Below are 17,498 nucleotides of genomic sequence, written 5' to 3' on the forward strand. Positions count from 1 at the left end.
TTTTATAAATTTGCACCTCTTTTAAAAAGAAACACTCAACTAACTACAAAACAACAAATTAAAATGTCGCACCTAGAACCAGAAGCTAAAATTTTTGCGTGTTCACAAAGTGTTTACCTTGCAGAGAAAATAGCAAAAGAGTACGGAATCCCTTTAGGAAAAATCACCATGTCTACCTATAGCGACGGCGAATTTCAACCTTCTTATGAGGAGTCTATCAGAGGGTTACGTGTATTTATTGTGTGTTCTACATTTCCTACTGCCGATAATTTAATGGAAATGTTACTTATGATTGATGCTGCAAAAAGAGCTTCGGCTAGACATATAACAGCTGTGATTCCTTATTTTGGTTGGGCTAGACAAGATAGAAAAGACAAGCCAAGAGTTCCGATAGGAGCAAAATTGGTGGCCAACTTATTGGATGCTGCGGGCGCAACACGAGTTATGACAATGGATTTGCACGCGGATCAAATACAAGGTTTTTTCGAGAAACCAGTAGATCATCTTTTTGCTTCTACTATCTTTTTACCTTATGTAGAGAGTTTGGGTCTGGACAATTTGACCATTGCTTCTCCTGATATGGGTGGTTCAAAAAGAGCTTATGCCTATTCTAAATTTTTAGAATCCGATGTGGTTATTTGTTACAAACAAAGAAAAGCCGCCAATGTAATCGATACCATGGAACTAATTGGTGAAGTAAAAGGTCGCAACGTAATATTGGTGGATGATATGATTGATACCGGAGGCACTTTGGCGAAAGCCGCCGATTTGATGATGGAAAAAGGAGCATTGAGCGTAAGAGCCATTTGTACGCACGCCATTTTATCGGGTGGTGCTTACGAAAAAATAGAAAATTCTCAATTATTAGAATTAATAGTTACCGATTCTATTCCGTTAAAAAAAGAATCCAAAAAAATAAGAGTGTTGAGTTGTGCACCTCTTTTTGCCGAAGTTATGCACATGGTGCACCACAACAATTCCATTAGTGGAAAATTTATAATGTAAAACAACCGTTTAACTTTATAAACCCTGCCGACAGCCATAAGCGAAACGGTCAAACAAGTAATATTATTAATAACTATATTTTTTTACAATGAAATCGATTACAATTAAAGGATCAGAAAGAGAAAGCGTGGGTAAAGTAGCAACTAAAGCCCTACGTAATGCTGGATTGGTTCCTTGCGTATTATACGGAGGAAATCAGGCAGTTCATTTCTCAGCAGAAGTTATGGCATTCAAAACCTTGGTTTACACTCCAAACGCACACACTGTTGTGATTGAACTTGGAAAAGGAAAATCATTCAATGCCATTTTACAAGACATTCAGGTACACCCAGTATCTGACAAAATTTTACATATTGATTTCTTTCAACTTTTTGATGATAAAGAAATCACTATGGAAGTGCCTGTAAAAATCGTTGGTAACTCAAAAGGAGTTATGGCAGGTGGAGATTTACGTTTGAACACTCGTAAATTAAAAGTAAAAGCGTTACCAAAAAATCTTCCCGATGTTATTGAGGCTGATATTACACCACTAGACATGGGTAACAAATTGTATGTTACTAAAGTAGCTTCTCCGGATTACAAAATCATGCACCCTGACAATACTGTTATTTGTCAAGTGAAGATTTCTCGTGCTGCTATGAAAGCGGCTCAAGAAGCAGCAAAAGCAGCAAAAGCTCCTGCAGGAAAAAAGAAAAAATAATCTTTTTTCAATCCATATCAAAAGCGTCAGTTGTACAACTGACGCTTTTTTTATGCTTTGATTTTGAAAAATACCAATACTGTTTACAATAGTTTACAGCAATTAATTCAACTTAAAATTAACTTGCATTTTTTCTAATTCTTGCAACAACTCATTCGAAATAGCAACCTTTAATTTTCGGCTAGGCATGGTGAGTTTGGTTACTACTTTGGTTTCTTCAATTTCTTCTAGCTTTTCAGCTGCATTCGTTGGTAAAATTTCCAATGGCTCCGTTTCAACATCATCTGCATCCTCAACATCTGCATCTACTACAAAATCGTCTTCGTTTTCTATTTCTAATGGGGCAACCGTAATTAACCGTTTGGTTTTTTCGAGTTCCATTACTTCAAAAGTCACGGTGTTATCGCCTCTATTTTCTTGAAAAAGATGGCTCAATTTATGGATAAAATCGGTCTTTAAATCGGTAATATTTAATAATAAGGTTATTTTTTTGGCAAAAGCATCTAGGACATCCTGCAATTGTCGAACTTCTACAAATTGTAATTTTGGGTCTGATTTTTTCCCTGTTTCTCTATCAGTCCAACCTTCTTTTACGATTATTTTTAAATAGGTGAAATAGTTTTGTATAAAATAATGACGAAATTTTATATAATCATCCCCAAAAACCTTGAACTCATAACTTTCATCATAGCCTTCAAGAGTAAAAATGCCCCAGCCTTTTCCGTTTTTAGCAATACGATGCTGTACATTGTTTACAATTCCGCCAAATGCTAAAGTTTTACCTACATAAAGCTCCATGTTTTTGAGCGTTTCTAGTTTAGAATTGCAAAAATATTTCATTTCAAATCTAAAATCGTCTAGCGGATGCCCCGAAATATAAATTCCAACCACTTCTTTTTCTTTGGCGAGTTTTTCCATAGTGCTCCAGTCTTCGCATGGTGGCACAACAGGCTCGGCGATTTGCACATCGCTACTTTCGCCAAACAAACTTATTTGTGATGAATTTTCATTTTCTTGAAATTTAGAACCATACCGAATCGCTTTTTCATAAAACGTAATGCCGTCCCCATCAGTATGGAAATATTGTGCTCGTGTAGTACCTTGAAAGGAATCAAAACCACCAGCTAAAACCAAATTTTCCAACGCTTTTTTGTTGGCAGCACGCAGGTCAATTCTCTTGGTTAAATCGAAAATTGATTTGTATTTCCCATCCTTTCTATTCTCTACAATCGTTGCCACAGCGCCAGATCCCACGCCTTTTACAGCTCCCATCCCAAAACGCACGGCATAATCATCGTTGACCGTAAATTTATAAAACGACTCGTTGACATCGGGACCCAAAACCTGCAAACCCATGCGTTTGCATTCTTCCATAAAAAACGAAACCTGCTTAATATCGCTCATATTATTAGACAAAACAGCTGCCATATATTCGGCGGGATAATTGGCTTTCAAATATGCCGTTTGGTACGCTACCCAAGCATAGCAAGTAGAGTGCGATTTGTTGAAGGCATACTCGGCAAAGGCCTCCCAGTCTTTCCAAATTTTTTCTAATTTGTCAGCGGCATGACCTTTGGCCACAGCCTGATTAACAAATTTAGGTTTCATTTTGTCCAAAACATCCTTTTGTTTTTTCCCCATTGCTTTACGCAAAACGTCGGCATCTCCCTTGGAAAAATCCGCCAATTTTTGCGACAAAAGCATTACTTGTTCCTGATATACCGTGATTCCGTAGGTATCTTTTAGCAATTCTTCGCAGGCCTCGAGATCGTAAACTATTTCTTCTTCTCCATTTTTTCGTTTTACAAAACTTGGAATATAAGCAATAGGTCCCGGGCGGTACAAGGCGTTCATGGCAATTAAATCCGGAAAAACGGTGGGTTTTAGTTCCTTCATGTATTTTTGCATTCCGGCACTTTCGTACTGAAAAATCCCTACCGTTTCGCCACGCTGAAAGAGTTCGTAGGTTTTGACATCGTCAATCGGGAAGGTATCCGGATCGAGGTCGATATTGCTGCGGTATTTTACTAGTTTTACCGTATCTTTTATCAGAGTTAGGGTTTTTAATCCCAAGAAATCCATCTTAAGCAAACCGGCACTTTCGACCACCGAGTTGTCGAACTGGGTTACAAACAAATCCGAATCTTTGGCGGTAGCCACGGGTACAAAATCGGTAATATCGCTTGGTGTAATAATAACACCACAGGCATGAATTCCAGTGTTTCGCAAATTTCCTTCGAGCACTCGGGCTTGCTGAATGGTTTCTCCACCCAAATCGCCTTCACCAGCAATGGCAATTAATTCTTGAATTTTTTCGAACTCTTCGGGGCGAACCGCTTTTTTGATAACATCTTCGCTTTCGTTCAAGAAACGAGCCAAATTCCATTTCGATGGCATCATTCCGGGAATCAATTTGGCAATTTTATCGGCTTCAAAAAGTGGTAAATCCAGCACTCTAGCGGTATCTCGTATGGCGGATTTGGTGGCCATTTTTCCGTAAGTAATAATTTGTGCTACTTGCTTCGAGCCGTATTTTCTAATTACATAATCCATCACGCTGCTGCGGCCTTCGTCATCAAAATCGATATCAATATCGGGCAAGGACACCCTGTCTGGATTCAGGAACCGCTCAAAAAGGAGGTTGTAGAGTAGGGGATCTATGTTAGTAATTTTCAAGCAATACGCCACCACCGATCCCGCCGCCGATCCCCGTCCTGGACCTACGGAAACGCCCATACTTCGTGCTTCGGCAATTAAATCTTGTACAATCAAGAAGTAACCAGGATACCCCGAGTTTTTGATGGTAAGCAATTCAAAATCCAATCGTTCCTGAATTTCGTCGGTAATTTCGGGGTATCTTCGGTTGGCGCCTTCAAAAGTAAGGTGACGCAAATAGACATTTTCGCCCCGAACGCCGCCGTCAATGGCATCCTCGGGATCGTTGAATTCGACAGGAATTTCAAATTTGGGGAGCAAGACTTCGCGTGCCAAATTGTATATTTCTATTTTTGCAACAATTTCGGAAATGTTAGCAATGGCTTCGGGCAAATTGGCAAAAAGTTGCTTCATCTCGTCGGCCGACTTAAAATAATATTCCTGATTGGGCAGCCCGTATCTATAGCCACGTCCGCGTCCTATTGGGGTAGCTTGTTTTTCGCCATCCCGAACGCAAAGTAAAATATCGTGTGCGTTGGCATTTTCTTTGTCGATATAAAAAATATTGTTGGTAGCAATCAATTTTACTTCGTGTTTTTTGGCCAAGGTAATCAAGGAGGTATTAACCCGATTCTCGTCCTCTTGATTGTGGCGCATGAGTTCGATATAAAAATCGGAGCCAAATTCGTTTTTCCACCACACCAAGGCTTCTTCGGCTTGATTTTCGCCCATATTGAGGACTTTGTTCGGAATTTCTCCGTAGAGATTTCCAGACAAAACAATAATATCGTCTTTGTATTTTTGAATTACTTTTCGGTCTATTCGCGGCACATAATAAAAGCCTTCGGTATAGGCAATGGACGACATTTTGGCCAAATTATGGTAGCCTTTTTTGGTTTTGGCCAACATTACAATTTGGTAGCCGTTGTCTTTTACGGATTTGTTTTTGTGGTCTTCGCACACATAAAATTCGCAACCCACAATGGGCTTCATGGGTATTTCGGTAGGGATTTCACCATTTTCGATGGCGGCTTTGTTTTTGGCTTCGGCATTTTTATTGTGAGCCAAAATATCGCGTACAAAATGAAAAGCCCCCATAAGGTTGGCGTGATCCGTCATCGCCACCGCTGGCATTTTGTGTTGTGCGGCTGCCTTAACCAAGGCTGCAATGCTAATGGTGGATTGCAAAACCGAAAATTGGGTATGGTTGTGCAAGTGCACAAATGGCGCATCGGTTAGGATTTTTTTGTTCTCGTTGAGCTCCTCTTTAGACACCGAAACGGCTTGGTTGTCGCCAAACTGCTGTCTGATTTTGTTCGAAGCTTCCTTTAGATTAATGTGTTTTAAACCAATAAGATCTACTTCGTATGGGTTTTTATTTTTAAAATCCCTGAAATAACCTAAATCGACATCGAGTTCTTCTTTGGTAAAAATATCGGTACGAATCAGCTCGAAAAAACAACGTGTGGTGGCCTCGACATCGGCAGTAGCGTTGTGTGCTTCGGCAAAAGGCGTGTTAAAAAGGTATTGGTGTAATTCCGTTAAAGTTGGTAATTTGAATTTGCCTCCACGACCTCCGGGAAGTTTTAATAAAGCAGCAGTAACTTCGGTACAGGTATCCAAGATGGGCATGGTTCCCATGGGACTTTCGATGCCCAATCGATAGAATTCGCACCCCATAATATTGATGTCAAAACCTAGATTTTGACCTACAATAAATTTGGTTTTGGATAAAGCGATATTGAATTTTTCTAAAACTTCGGCTAAAGGAATACCTTCGGCTTGTGCTAATTCGGTCGAAATGCCGTGAATTTTTTCGGCATCGTACGGAATATTGAATCCCTCGGGCTGGATTAAATAATCCTGATGCTCGATGAGTTTACCCATATCGTCGTGGAGTTGCCACGCAATTTGGATGCATCTAGGCCAGTTGTCGGTGTCGGATATGGGTGCGCCCCAACGTTTGGGTAATCCTGTGGTTTCGGTATCGAATATTAAGTACATAATCCCTCCCCAGCCCTCCCCGAAGGAGAGGGAGCCAAAACTAAAAGGTTTGACTGTTTATTTAATGGGTTGCTAAACTTTTAAAAATGAATATAAAAAACGAATTCCAATTTTCGACAAGCTTTAAAATACTGATTTATTGAACTATAAAAAGCATTCCAATTCAGAATAGTGGAAATTCAAATTTAGGTTTTTTATGGGGATTGAAAATAGGAAGTTATGAACAAAAAAGGATGTTTTGTAACAGGATAAAAAACAGGAATGGTTTTTATGGAACTTTAAATTGTTGGCGATTTTGTTTCCAACGGATTGAAATCCGTTGCTACAATACAAATCGTTCTTATGGGAACTTTCAAGACAAAGAGCCATCGGCTCTAAATATATTGTAGGGATGGATTTTAATCCATCCAAATTTAAAAACACCACATAAAAGAACCGTATGTTCGACTCATATTACTAATTTCAATCTCTAATTTTTGCTCTTAATTTTATAAAAAATTCCAAAATTCTATTTTTTGGATGTCGTAGTATTTTATCAAAAAAATACTGTTTGTAACAAATGTAATAATTCTTATTTTACCTCATAAAAAACCAAATTAGCTTTTTGTTGTTCCCAAACAAAAGATCTAATTTTTGTGAATTATTGCTATTTTCTATTTTTATGTTACATTTTATATGTAATAAGGCGTTTATTTGTATTCAAATAGCAATAAATTTGCAGAAAATTAAAAACTAAAATAGTTCATTTGAAACAACATTAAAAAGAGAATCAAAGTAAAAAATAAAAATAGATAGCTGTACTAGGAATACATATAAGAACGAGTTCGCAGTTGTAAAAACGGTTTGGGTATCGTATATAAGTAAATAGTATAATTGACAGTTTTATTTCTTTTTATAAATTTGTTCCCAATGCTATAATTTTAAGGAAATTAACCTGATTATAAAATAGAAATACACTAAAAAATAGTTAAAAATGAGTACTACATTATTCGACAAAGTATGGGATGCGCACGTGGTGCGTAAAATTGAGGATGGACCAGACGTGTTTTTTATTGACCGCCATTTCATTCACGAAGTGACTAGTCCCGTTGCTTTTTTAGGTTTAAAAGGAAGAGGAATTAAAGTTTTGTACCCAGAACGCACATTTGCAACTGCGGATCACAACACACCAACTATAAACCAACACTTACCTGTTGCGGATGCATTATCTGCTAATCAATTGAAAGCATTAGAGGATAACGCTGCAGAATATGGCATTTCTCACTGGGGATTGGGTCATCAAAAAAATGGAATCGTTCACGTGGTAGGACCTGAAAACGGAATTACTTTGCCAGGTGCCACTATCGTTTGTGGAGATTCACATACTTCTACTCACGGTGCTTTTGGAGCGATAGCTTTTGGTATTGGAACTTCAGAAGTGGAAATGGTGATGGCTACGCAATGTATTATGCAGCCAAAACCAAAGAAAATGCGCATCAACGTAAACGGAACTTTGAGTAAAGGTGTGGGGCCAAAAGATGTGGCACTATACATTATTTCAAAATTAACAACTTCGGGCGGAACAGGTTATTTTGCTGAATATGCTGGAAATGTTTTTGAAGAAATGTCTATGGAAGGGCGTATGACGGTGTGTAACCTTTCTATCGAAATGGGTGCTCGTGGTGGGATGATTGCTCCAGATCAAAAAACGTTTGATTTCTTGGAAGGACGTTTATTTGCTCCCAAAGGAGAAGCTTGGACAAAAGCAGTTGAATATTGGAGAACTTTGAAAACCGATGCTGACGCTATTTTCGATGCAGAATTAAACATCGATGCAGCCGATATCGAACCAATGATTACTTATGGAACCAATCCTGGAATGGGAATTGGTATTTCACAAAATATTCCAAACGCCAACCAAGTAGAAGGTGGCGAAGAAACATACAAAAAGTCTTTGGCGTATATGGGCTTCAACGAAGATGATGTAATGATTGGAAAACAAATCGATTACGTTTTCTTGGGAAGTTGTACCAATGGTCGTATTGAAGATTTTAGAGCTTTTACCGAAATTGTAAAAGGTCGCAAAAAAGCAGACAACGTAACCGCTTGGTTGGTTCCAGGTTCACACGTTGTTGAAGCTCAAATCAAAGAAGAAGGATTGTTAGCTATTCTTACTGAAGCTGGTTTTGTATTGCGTCAGCCAGGTTGCTCCGCTTGTTTAGCAATGAACGACGATAAAGTCCCTGCTGGAAAATATGCAGTAAGTACATCAAACAGAAACTTCGAAGGTCGTCAGGGTCCAGGCTCAAGAACGTTGTTAGCATCTCCAATTATGGCAGCAGCAGCAGCAGTTACTGGAAAATTGACTGATCCAAGAGACTTATTTTAGATTGAAGATTTTAGATTAACGATTTTTGATTTCAGATTTCGTTAATCGACAAATTCCTTTTAAAACATTCAATTTACAACATAATTTAGATTATACAAAATAACATTAGCGATTGCGATTTCATTTTCCTTAGGGTAAATCTAAAATCAGAAATCGTTAATCAAAAATCAAAAATCAAATGGCATACGATAAATTTAATATCCTGACCAGTAGTGCGGTGCCACTACCAATAGAAAACGTAGATACCGATCAAATCATCCCAGCTCGTTTCCTGAAAGCTACCGAGCGTGTTGGTTTTGGCGATAACCTTTTCCGTGACTGGAGATACAATGGAGACGATACTCCAAAAGCAGATTTCGTACTAAACGATGCAACTTATTCCGGTAAAATACTTGTTGGAGGAAAAAACTTTGGTTCAGGTTCTTCTCGTGAGCACGCTGCTTGGGCGGTTTACGATTACGGATTCCGTGCTGTAGTTTCTAGTTTCTTTGCAGATATCTTCAAAGGAAACTGTTTAAACATTGGTGTTTTGCCAGTACAAATTAGCCCTGAATTTGCTGAAACTATTTTCAAAGCTATAGAAGCTGATCCAAACACCCAATTGGAAATCAATTTACCAGAGCAAACCATTACTTTATTGGCTACTGGTCAAAAAGAATCTTTCGATATCAACGGATACAAAAAGAACAATATGATCAATGGTTTTGATGATATTGATTATTTACAAAACATCAAAGGAGATATTGTAGCATTTGCTGACAAATTGCCTTTTTAAACATATTCTTTCTTTTAATTAAGGTTTTTGAAAAAATAAAGGTTAATTGTAATAACACCCGACAGGTTTTTAAAACCTGTCGGGTTTGTAAATAAAATACGTATGGTTTTAGAAATGGCTATTCTACAGGTAATAAAAGGAGAAGAAGTTTATTTCGAAAAAGATTTTGCAATGGCAAGTCAAATCATACAATCAATTTCAGGGTATATAAGTCATAGTTTAAGCAAATGTATTGAAGCAGAAAATAAATACCTATTGCTCGTTGATTGGGAAAAACTTGAAGACCACACCATTGGATTCAGAACTTCCGAAGCGTATTTAGAATGGAAAAAGTTATTGCATCATTATTATAATCCGTTTCCAGTTGTGGAACATTATGAAATGATTTTGGAGAATCGAAAATAAGTTTAAGTTACAAAAAATGAAATCAACATTAACTGAAATTCAACAGCGTTTTGACAATGAAGTAGCTCGTTTTTCCAATTTGGAAACCGGACAAATTAGTACCGTTGATGCCACTTTGAGTCTGGAATTGCTGACTCAAGCCGCAACGGCTATTTGTCCAGAAGCCAAACAAGTTTTGGATTTGGGCTGTGGAGCGGGCAATTTTACATTGAAATTATTAGAACAAATTCCTGATTTGAATTGTACTTTGATTGATTTGAGCTTGCCGATGTTGGAGAAAGCTAACGAAAGGATTTCAAACGTTTCTAAAGGAAAAATTACGGCTATTCAAACTGATTTTTTGAATATGGAATTGACTGATGATACTTTTGATATAGTGGTAACAGGAGCAGCAATGCACCATTTGAGAACCGATGAAGAATGGGAAATGGTTTTTTCTAAAATATATAAAAGCCTCAAAAAGGGAGGTTGTTTTTGGATTTCGGATTTAATAAAACACGACCATCCAGCCATCGACCAATTAATGTGGAAACGGTATTCCGTTTATTTAGAAGGTGTTGGTGGTAAAGAATATCAAGAAAATGTATTTGATTATATTGCCAAAGAGGACACGCCAAGATCAGTAATGTATCAATTGGAAGTGTTGCAAAAAGTAGGTTTTTCATACGTGGATGTATTACATAAAAATAGTAATTTTTCGGTTTTTGGAGGTATAAAGTAAAAATGAAAGCAAACAAATACATTCAAAGAGACGAAAAAGCGATCCAAATATTTGACTACAGAAGTCTAATAAACGATTACCGGCATCTTGGTCAAGTTATAAAATCAGGAATGAAAATTTTGGATGTGGGTTGCGGAACGGGTTCGATTTCTAAAGACATTGCCACTATTGTTGGTTCAAACGGTAATGTTACTGGAATTGATAATACAGAAAGTTTTATTTTGAGTGGAAAAAAATCACATCAAAATATAGCAAATTTAGAATTAATTCACGTTGATTTATTTGATTTCAATCCAGAGGAAAAATTTGATTTAATTGTTTCAGCCAGAGTAATACAATGGTTGAGTAATCCAAGAGAAGCTTTGTCAAAAATGAAATCGTTGTTGAAGCCTAACGGTCAAATTTCGATTTTGGATTACAATCATGAGGCTATAATTTGGAATCCAGCACCTCCAGAAAGCATGCGAATTTTTTATAATACGTTTCTGAAATGGAGACAAGAGGCCGGAATGAATAATAGAATTGCCGAAGATTTGCCTAATTTATTGAAAGAAGTCGGTTTTCATTCGATAGAAAAAATCAATTCGGATGAGTTTTATAATCAAGAAAGACACGATTATAAATCAAAAATAGGAATTTGGTCGAAAGTGGCGAGTTCTAGCCAAATGGTGGAAGAAGGCTATTTGGATAATGATTTGCGACTGAAAGCCATAGAAGATTACAACCATTGGATAGCAACAGAAGCTATTTCGATGACGATGAAATTGAATGAAGTGCGAGGGAAATTGTAATTCAAAAAATAAAAAACGGTCACAACTGACTTTATCAATATGGAAAAAAGAAAAATTGAAATAATGGATACCACACTCCGTGATGGCGAACAAACCTCGGGAGTATCATTTTCTGCTGCAGAAAAATTAACCATTGCGCAATTATTGCTAGAAGAATTAAATATTGATCGTATTGAAATAGCTTCTGCTCGTGTGAGTGAAGGCGAATTTCAAGGTGTAAAAGGCATTATGTCATGGGCAGCCGAAAAAGGATACAGCAATCGCATTGAAGTTTTAGGCTTCGTGGATGGCGGTATTTCTATCGAATGGATGAAAAAAGCGGGAGCCAAAGTGCAAAATTTATTGACCAAAGGTTCTTTAAACCATTTGACACACCAACTAAAGAAAACACCCGAACAGCATTTTTCTGAAATTGCCGAAGCTATCGCTTTAGCCCAAGAAAACGGAATCGAAACCAATGTTTACCTCGAAGATTGGAGTAACGGGATGCGTAATTCTCCGGATTATGTTTTTCAGTATTTGGATTTTTTAGTAACGCAACCTGTAAAAAGAATATTATTACCGGATACTTTAGGCGTGCTTATTCCGTCCGATACTTTTGAATTTATTGCTAAAATTACCACAAGATATCCCGGAATTCATTTTGATTTTCACGCGCATAACGATTACGATTTGAGCATTGCCAATGTGATGGAAGCTATAAAAGCAGGAATTCATGGCTTGCACGTAACCGTAAACGGAATGGGAGAACGTGCTGGAAATGCACCTTTAGAAAGTACCGTTGCGGTAATTAATGACTTTATGCCCGAGGTAAAAATCAACATCAAAGAAACGTCATTATATACGGTAAGTAAATTGGTAGAGACTTTTACGGGCTATCGAATTCCCGCCAACAAACCCATTGTAGGCGATAACGTTTTTACGCAAACCGCAGGTATTCATGCTGATGGCGACAATAAAAACAACTTGTATTTCAATAATTTACTGCCAGAACGTTTTGGTAGAAAACGAAAATATGCTTTAGGGAAAACTTCGGGCAAAGCCAATATCGAAAAAAACTTGCAAGAGTTAGGATTGAAATTAAATCCTGAAGATTTAAAATTAGTAACCCAACGCATCATTGAGTTGGGCGACAAAAAAGAAACTGTTACCAAGGAAGATTTGCCCTATATCATTTCGGATGTTTTGGATAGTCATACCTATGAGGACAAAATTGTAGTCGAATCTTATGTATTGGTTCACGCCAAAGGCTTGCGTCCCTCCACTACTTTATGCCTAAAAATTGATGGCGAAATAGTTGAAGAAAATGCGCAAGGCGATGGGCAATTTGATGCTTTTATGAATGCACTTTCTAAAATTTACAAAAGTAAAAAAATGTCGTTGCCTAAATTAATTGATTATGCAGTGCGAATTCCGCCCGGCAGCAGCTCGGATGCGTTGTGCGAAACGATCATTACTTGGACAAATAATGGAAAGGAATTTAAAACCAGAGGATTGGATTCAGATCAAACTGTAGCTGCGATTATTGCTACGCAGAAGATGTTGAATGTGGTCTAGCTTATGACTTTTAGCTATTAGCCATTGGCTCTTGGGATTTTAGAAAAATAATAATAATGACAGCTATAATATGCCAATAGCTAAAAGCAACTATTGATTAAAATTTAAGAAATAATAAATAATTCCTATAATATGCTAAAAGCTAAAAGCCAATAGCTCAAAATTAAAAATATGAAATTCAACATCGCCCTTTTAGCCGGAGACGGAATCGGACCAGAAGTTATCAACGAAGCTGTAAAAGTTTCGGATGCTATTGCCAAAAAATTCAACCACGAAATTACTTGGACACCTGCGCTTACAGGCGCTTGTGCTATTGATGCTGTAGGAGTTCCTTATCCAGACGAAACTCACGAAATATGTATGGCTGCCGATGCAGTTCTTTTTGGCGCTATCGGACACCCAAAATACGATAACGATCCAAGCGCTCCTGTTAGACCAGAGCAAGGATTATTGTTGATGCGTAAAAAATTAGGTTTGTTTGCTAATGTTCGCCCAACCTTTACTTTCCCGTCTTTGATTGACAATTCCCCTTTAAAAAGAGAACGAATCGAAGGAACGGATTTAGTTTTCTTAAGAGAGTTAACAGGCGGAATTTATTTTGGAGAAAAAGGCAGAAAAGACGGTGGCGAAACTGCTTTTGATAATTGCGTTTACACTAGAGTGGAAGTGCAGCGTTTGGCTAAAAAAGGATTTGAATTGGCTATGACGCGTTCCAAAAAATTATGTTGTGTGGACAAAGCCAATGTGCTAGAAACCTCTCGTTTGTGGAGAGAAACCGTTCAGGCCATGGAAAAAGACTATCCAGAAGTAGCGGTTTCTTACGAATTTGTGGATGCTGTTGCCATGCGTTTGGTACAATGGCCTAACTCGTATGATGTATTAATTACCGAAAATTTATTTGGAGATATTTTAACTGACGAAGCTTCGGTAATTTCTGGTTCAATGGGATTAATGCCATCTGCATCTGTTGGAGAGCACACTTCATTATACGAACCAATCCACGGTTCCTACCCACAAGCTACTGGATTAAACATTGCTAATCCATTGGCAACTGTTTTATCGGCAGCGATGATGTTTGAAGATGCTTTTGGATTAAAAGAAGAAGCCGAAGCCATTAGAGCTGTAGTCAACAAATCATTAGAGCAAGGAATTGTCACCGAAGATTTAGTTGTAAAAGGTGCTAAACCATATTCTACTAGCGAAGTTGGTGATTGGTTAGTGGCTAATTTATAATATATTGTATGTAGAGACGTTGCACCGCAATGTCTCTACCATAAATATAGAATAAAACAAAAAAGGTGTCAATTTTCATTGACACCTTTTTTATATATGATTGAAAAGAATTAATATCTTCCTCCTCTGTCTCCACCTCCACGGTTGTTTCCACCACCATAACCACCACGTGAATCTCCACCACGGCTGTTATTGTTAAAACTTCTTCTTTCGCCTTCTGGTTTTGGCTCAGATTTGTTAACAACTATTGCACGTCCTTGAACAGTTGCACCGTTCAATTCGTCAATTGCTTTTTGAGCTTCGTCATCGTTTGTCATTTCAACAAAACCAAATCCTTTACTTCTTCCTGTAAATTTATCTGTGATAATTTTAACTGAATCAACTGCTCCGTAAGCCTCGAAAGACTCTCTTAAATCTGCTTCCTCAATACTGAATGGAAGGCTTCCAACAAAAATATTCATATGTACTTATTTAAATAATAAGACAAATGTAGTCTTATTTTTCTGTAATCAACTACAAATAAGCTTATTTATAGATTTTATTTTTGTTGCGAAATTTAGAATCAAACAAAAAAGCAAAAAATAGTTAGAATTAAGCGAACTTAAAAGGGTTAGTTTGGTGTTAGAGTGCGCTTACGGGCACTTTATAAAAAACGCCTTGGCTATAATTAAGACTTGCTGCGTCTAGTGGGTCGCTGTAGCTATTTACTGCGTTAAATTTAAAAGTACCTGAAACCGTTTTATTTACAGCATCATATTCGGTAATTGTAATTTGCCCATTTCCAAGTCCAAATCCAGTTAAGAATGTAACCTTTGTTCCGTCAGCATTTGTCAATACATAAGTGGCTTTTTTAGAATCGCTAGCTCCCAAAGTATAGGTTTGAACCGCAGTCGAAGTTGTTTTTAAAGTTAAAACTTCAGTAGCAGTGTAGGCTTGAATCGTCAAAGAACCATTAGCTGCAAGAGTCGCTTGTGAATCAACCGCTCTCCAAAAAACAGTATCCTTTAGTCCTTGTACCGATGGATTATTAAATTTTACATCGTCTTGACAAGAGATAAAAGCAACTATTGTTATAAAATAAAAAACTATTTTTTTCATAGAATGGATTTTTTAGACTCACAAAAGTATATTTTTCTGCTTTAAAAACCGAAAAAAAATCAGAAAAAACCCAATTCAAAATAGCGTAACTCTTTACTATTCATTAAAATAAATTCACAACTAGTATTTGTAAATAAAAAATGTATCTTTGCACCCTTAATTAATCGAGGTCGAGTACCTCAAAATTTAATCACAAGATTATGTCAGTAAAAATTAGATTACAAAGACACGGTAAAAAACAAAAACCGTTTTACTGGGTTGTAGCAGCAGATGCTCGCTCAAAAAGAGATGGTAAATACCTAGAAAAAATAGGTACTTACAATCCAAATACAAATCCAGCAACTATCGAATTGAACTTGGATAGTGCCGTAAAATGGTTGCACAATGGTGCACAACCTACTGATACTGCCAAAGCTATTCTTTCTTACAAAGGAGCTTTATTGAAACACCACCTTGATGGCGGTATTCGTAAAGGAGCTTTAACTCAAGAACAAGCTGATGCAAAATTAGCTGCTTGGTTAGAAGCGAAAGCTGGAAAAGTAGATGCTAAAAAAGAAGGTTTGACTCAAGCGCAAGCTGCTGATAAAGCAAAAGCATTCAAAGCAGAACAAGAAGTTAACGCAAAACGTTTAGCTGCTGCTGCACAAGCAGAGGCTGATGCTATTGCTGCTGCAACTCCTGCTGTTGAAGAAGAAGTTGTTGCTGAAGCAGAAGAAACTCCTGCTGCAGAAGAAAATAACGAAACAACTGAAGCTTAATTTTAGTCAGCGAAGATGCGTAAAGAAGATTGTTTCTATTTAGGTAAAATCGCTAAAAAATTTAGTTTCAAAGGGGAAGTTCTAGCTTATTTAGATACGGACGAGCCCGAGTTATACGAAAACTTGGAATCAGTGTTTGTTGAATGCAACAAACACTTGGTTCCTTTTTTTATTGAAAATAGTTCACTTCACAAGAATGATTTCCTCCGCATCCGTTTTGAGGATATGACTACCGAAGAGGATGCCGATGCCATACTAGGCAATGATATTTATCTGCCTCTAAAAATGTTACCCAAACTTACAGGTAACAAATTCTACTTTCACGAAGTAATTGGTTTTGAAGTCGAGGACAAACGTCTAGGATATGTAGGCGAAATCCAATCGATAAACGACACCACCGCACAACCGCTTTTTGAAGTTTTGAAAGGCGATACCGAAATCCTAATTCCAATGATTGATCATTTCTTGGTAAAAATTGACCGAGAAAACAAAAAAGTCATCATGGATTTGCCCGAAGGATTGATTGAAATGTACCTTTAAAAAACTTCCTCATTAAGTCGCACTTTTTAGTTGTTGTCCTATATACAATCAAAAATAGTTAATCTATAATCTGAAATCGTATGTTTCAATTTAAGCAGTTTTCAATAGAACAAGATCATTGCGCTATGAAAATTGGCACCGATGGCGTTTTGCTTGGTGCTTGGACACCTATAAATCACAATCCCAATAGCATCCTCGATATTGGAACTGGAACTGGAATTATTGCTTTGATGCTATCGCAAAGAAGTGCCGCCCAACAAATTGACGCTCTTGAGATTGACGAACAAGCTTATGAACAAGCCGTTACTAATTTTGAAAATTCCCCTTGGAGCGACCGCCTATTTTGTTTTCATGCTGGTTTAGACGAGTTTATTGAAGAGCCCGAAGACGAATATGATTTAATTGTGTCAAATCCTCCTTTTTATACCGAAACGTACAAAACAAACGACGAACAACGTGATTTAGCTCGTTTTCAAGATGCCATGCCTTTTGAGCAATTGGTTGAAGCTGCCGATTTATTACTTTCTGAAAACGGAATATTTTCTGTAATAATTCCTTTTAAAGAGGAAGAAAATTTTTTGGCTTTAGCTCGAGAATTTGAACTTTATCCTGTAAGAACAACTCGAGTAAAAGGAACGCCAACGTCTGAAATCAAAAGGAGTCTTTTGGCTTTTAGCCGAAATGAAAAACTTAATTTTCCCATTGATGAATTAATCATCGAAACGGCACGTCATATCTATACTTCAGAATATATTGATTTGACAAAAGATTTTTATTTTAAAATGTAGTTCATAACTAGAAAGTAAGGCTATTAGTGAACGCTTTTATAGCTGATTTTAAAAAGAAAATTTTTCAATCAAATAACCTTTTCAAAAACAATCCTCCCTT

Annotated in this window: 15 protein-coding genes; 12 read left to right on the forward strand and 3 right to left on the reverse strand. The window is 37.2% G+C overall.

The annotated features are described in order from the left end of the window. The first annotated feature begins 63 nt into the window (after positions 1–63). Together FNW21_RS13545 and FNW21_RS13550 are read left to right on the forward strand one after the other, a co-directional pair. Complete coding sequence (locus FNW21_RS13545; RefSeq protein ID WP_144257293.1) at positions 64–1,005, forward strand: ribose-phosphate pyrophosphokinase; 942 nt, start codon at positions 64–66, stop codon at positions 1,003–1,005. 88 nt (positions 1,006–1,093) lie between these two features. Next, positions 1,094–1,705 (forward strand): 50S ribosomal protein L25/general stress protein Ctc, encoded by a 612-nt coding sequence (locus FNW21_RS13550; RefSeq protein ID WP_144257294.1) that lies wholly within the window; start codon positions 1,094–1,096, stop codon positions 1,703–1,705. A 102-nt stretch (positions 1,706–1,807) separates the two neighbouring features. Here FNW21_RS13550 and dnaE read toward each other — a convergent pair whose 3' ends face one another. Further along, complete coding sequence (dnaE, locus tag FNW21_RS13555) at positions 1,808–6,364, reverse strand: DNA polymerase III subunit alpha (protein ID WP_144257295.1); 4,557 nt, start codon at positions 6,362–6,364, stop codon at positions 1,808–1,810. 973 nt (positions 6,365–7,337) lie between these two features. Between dnaE and leuC the strand changes: the two genes are divergently transcribed. The 7 genes from leuC (at position 7,338) to leuB (ending at position 14,214) form a co-directional block, all read left to right on the forward strand. Then, entirely contained in the window at positions 7,338–8,732 is a 1,395-nt protein-coding gene (gene leuC, locus FNW21_RS13560) for a 3-isopropylmalate dehydratase large subunit (protein ID WP_144257296.1), read from the forward strand. Between the two features lie 178 nt (positions 8,733–8,910). Next, the gene (gene leuD, locus FNW21_RS13565) at positions 8,911–9,507 is read left to right on the forward strand and encodes a 3-isopropylmalate dehydratase small subunit (protein WP_144257297.1); all 597 of its coding nucleotides are present in this window, start codon (positions 8,911–8,913) and stop codon (positions 9,505–9,507) included. A 114-nt stretch (positions 9,508–9,621) separates the two neighbouring features. After that, entirely contained in the window at positions 9,622–9,912 is a 291-nt protein-coding gene (locus FNW21_RS13570) for an antibiotic biosynthesis monooxygenase family protein (protein WP_235889635.1), read from the forward strand. 16 nt (positions 9,913–9,928) lie between these two features. Then, positions 9,929–10,633 (forward strand): class I SAM-dependent methyltransferase, encoded by a 705-nt coding sequence (locus FNW21_RS13575; RefSeq protein WP_144257299.1) that lies wholly within the window; start codon positions 9,929–9,931, stop codon positions 10,631–10,633. A 2-nt stretch (positions 10,634–10,635) separates the two neighbouring features. Then, positions 10,636–11,424: a methyltransferase domain-containing protein gene (locus tag FNW21_RS13580; RefSeq protein WP_144257300.1), complete on the forward strand. Its 789-nt coding sequence runs from the start codon at positions 10,636–10,638 to the stop codon at positions 11,422–11,424. 39 nt (positions 11,425–11,463) lie between these two features. After that, positions 11,464–12,981, forward strand: a complete 1,518-nt coding sequence (locus FNW21_RS13585) for an alpha-isopropylmalate synthase regulatory domain-containing protein (RefSeq protein WP_144257301.1) — start codon at positions 11,464–11,466, stop codon at positions 12,979–12,981. A gap of 171 nt (positions 12,982–13,152) precedes the next feature. After that, positions 13,153–14,214, forward strand: a complete 1,062-nt coding sequence (gene leuB, locus FNW21_RS13590) for a 3-isopropylmalate dehydrogenase (protein WP_144257302.1) — start codon at positions 13,153–13,155, stop codon at positions 14,212–14,214. Positions 14,215–14,324: 110 nt separating this feature from the next. On the opposite strand, the gene FNW21_RS13595 is transcribed toward leuB, so the two are convergent. Beyond that, positions 14,325–14,675 carry an RNA recognition motif domain-containing protein gene (locus tag FNW21_RS13595; protein ID WP_144257303.1) on the reverse strand — a complete coding sequence of 117 codons (351 nt, stop codon included), beginning with the start codon at positions 14,673–14,675 and terminating at the stop codon, positions 14,325–14,327. Between the two features lie 160 nt (positions 14,676–14,835). After that, the gene (locus FNW21_RS13600) at positions 14,836–15,312 is read right to left on the reverse strand and encodes a DUF6252 family protein (protein ID WP_144257304.1); all 477 of its coding nucleotides are present in this window, start codon (positions 15,310–15,312) and stop codon (positions 14,836–14,838) included. Between the two features lie 200 nt (positions 15,313–15,512). Here FNW21_RS13600 and FNW21_RS13605 point away from each other — a divergent pair, with 200 nt between their 5' ends. The 3 genes from FNW21_RS13605 (at position 15,513) to FNW21_RS13615 (ending at position 17,398) form a co-directional block, all read left to right on the forward strand. Then, positions 15,513–16,070, forward strand: coding sequence for a 30S ribosomal protein S16 (locus FNW21_RS13605; RefSeq protein ID WP_144257305.1), 558 nt, complete (start codon positions 15,513–15,515; stop codon positions 16,068–16,070). A 15-nt stretch (positions 16,071–16,085) separates the two neighbouring features. After that, positions 16,086–16,610, forward strand: a complete 525-nt coding sequence (gene rimM / locus FNW21_RS13610; RefSeq protein ID WP_144257306.1) for a ribosome maturation factor RimM — start codon at positions 16,086–16,088, stop codon at positions 16,608–16,610. 80 nt (positions 16,611–16,690) lie between these two features. Then, entirely contained in the window at positions 16,691–17,398 is a 708-nt protein-coding gene (locus FNW21_RS13615; protein ID WP_144257307.1) for a tRNA1(Val) (adenine(37)-N6)-methyltransferase, read from the forward strand. The last annotated feature ends 100 nt before the right edge of the window (positions 17,399–17,498 follow it).

The organism is Flavobacterium restrictum (assembly GCF_007097245.1).
Lineage (GTDB): Bacteria > Bacteroidota > Bacteroidia > Flavobacteriales > Flavobacteriaceae > Flavobacterium > Flavobacterium restrictum.

Bases quoted from the DNA above. Each gene is read 5' to 3' on its own strand.
- FNW21_RS13545 (WP_144257293.1), top strand. From the start codon at position 64: ATGTCGCACCTAGAACCAGAAGCTAAAATTTTTGCGTGTTCACAAAGT.
- FNW21_RS13550 (WP_144257294.1), top strand. From the start codon at position 1,094: ATGAAATCGATTACAATTAAAGGATCAGAAAGAGAAAGCGTGGGTAAA.
- dnaE (WP_144257295.1), bottom strand. From the start codon at position 6,364: ATGTACTTAATATTCGATACCGAAACCACAGGATTACCCAAACGTTGG.
- leuC (WP_144257296.1), top strand. From the start codon at position 7,338: ATGAGTACTACATTATTCGACAAAGTATGGGATGCGCACGTGGTGCGT.
- leuD (WP_144257297.1), top strand. From the start codon at position 8,911: ATGGCATACGATAAATTTAATATCCTGACCAGTAGTGCGGTGCCACTA.
- FNW21_RS13570 (WP_235889635.1), top strand. From the start codon at position 9,622: ATGGCTATTCTACAGGTAATAAAAGGAGAAGAAGTTTATTTCGAAAAA.
- FNW21_RS13575 (WP_144257299.1), top strand. From the start codon at position 9,929: ATGAAATCAACATTAACTGAAATTCAACAGCGTTTTGACAATGAAGTA.
- FNW21_RS13580 (WP_144257300.1), top strand. From the start codon at position 10,636: ATGAAAGCAAACAAATACATTCAAAGAGACGAAAAAGCGATCCAAATA.
- FNW21_RS13585 (WP_144257301.1), top strand. From the start codon at position 11,464: ATGGAAAAAAGAAAAATTGAAATAATGGATACCACACTCCGTGATGGC.
- leuB (WP_144257302.1), top strand. From the start codon at position 13,153: ATGAAATTCAACATCGCCCTTTTAGCCGGAGACGGAATCGGACCAGAA.
- FNW21_RS13595 (WP_144257303.1), bottom strand. From the start codon at position 14,675: ATGAATATTTTTGTTGGAAGCCTTCCATTCAGTATTGAGGAAGCAGAT.
- FNW21_RS13600 (WP_144257304.1), bottom strand. From the start codon at position 15,312: ATGAAAAAAATAGTTTTTTATTTTATAACAATAGTTGCTTTTATCTCT.
- FNW21_RS13605 (WP_144257305.1), top strand. From the start codon at position 15,513: ATGTCAGTAAAAATTAGATTACAAAGACACGGTAAAAAACAAAAACCG.
- rimM (WP_144257306.1), top strand. From the start codon at position 16,086: ATGCGTAAAGAAGATTGTTTCTATTTAGGTAAAATCGCTAAAAAATTT.
- FNW21_RS13615 (WP_144257307.1), top strand. From the start codon at position 16,691: ATGTTTCAATTTAAGCAGTTTTCAATAGAACAAGATCATTGCGCTATG.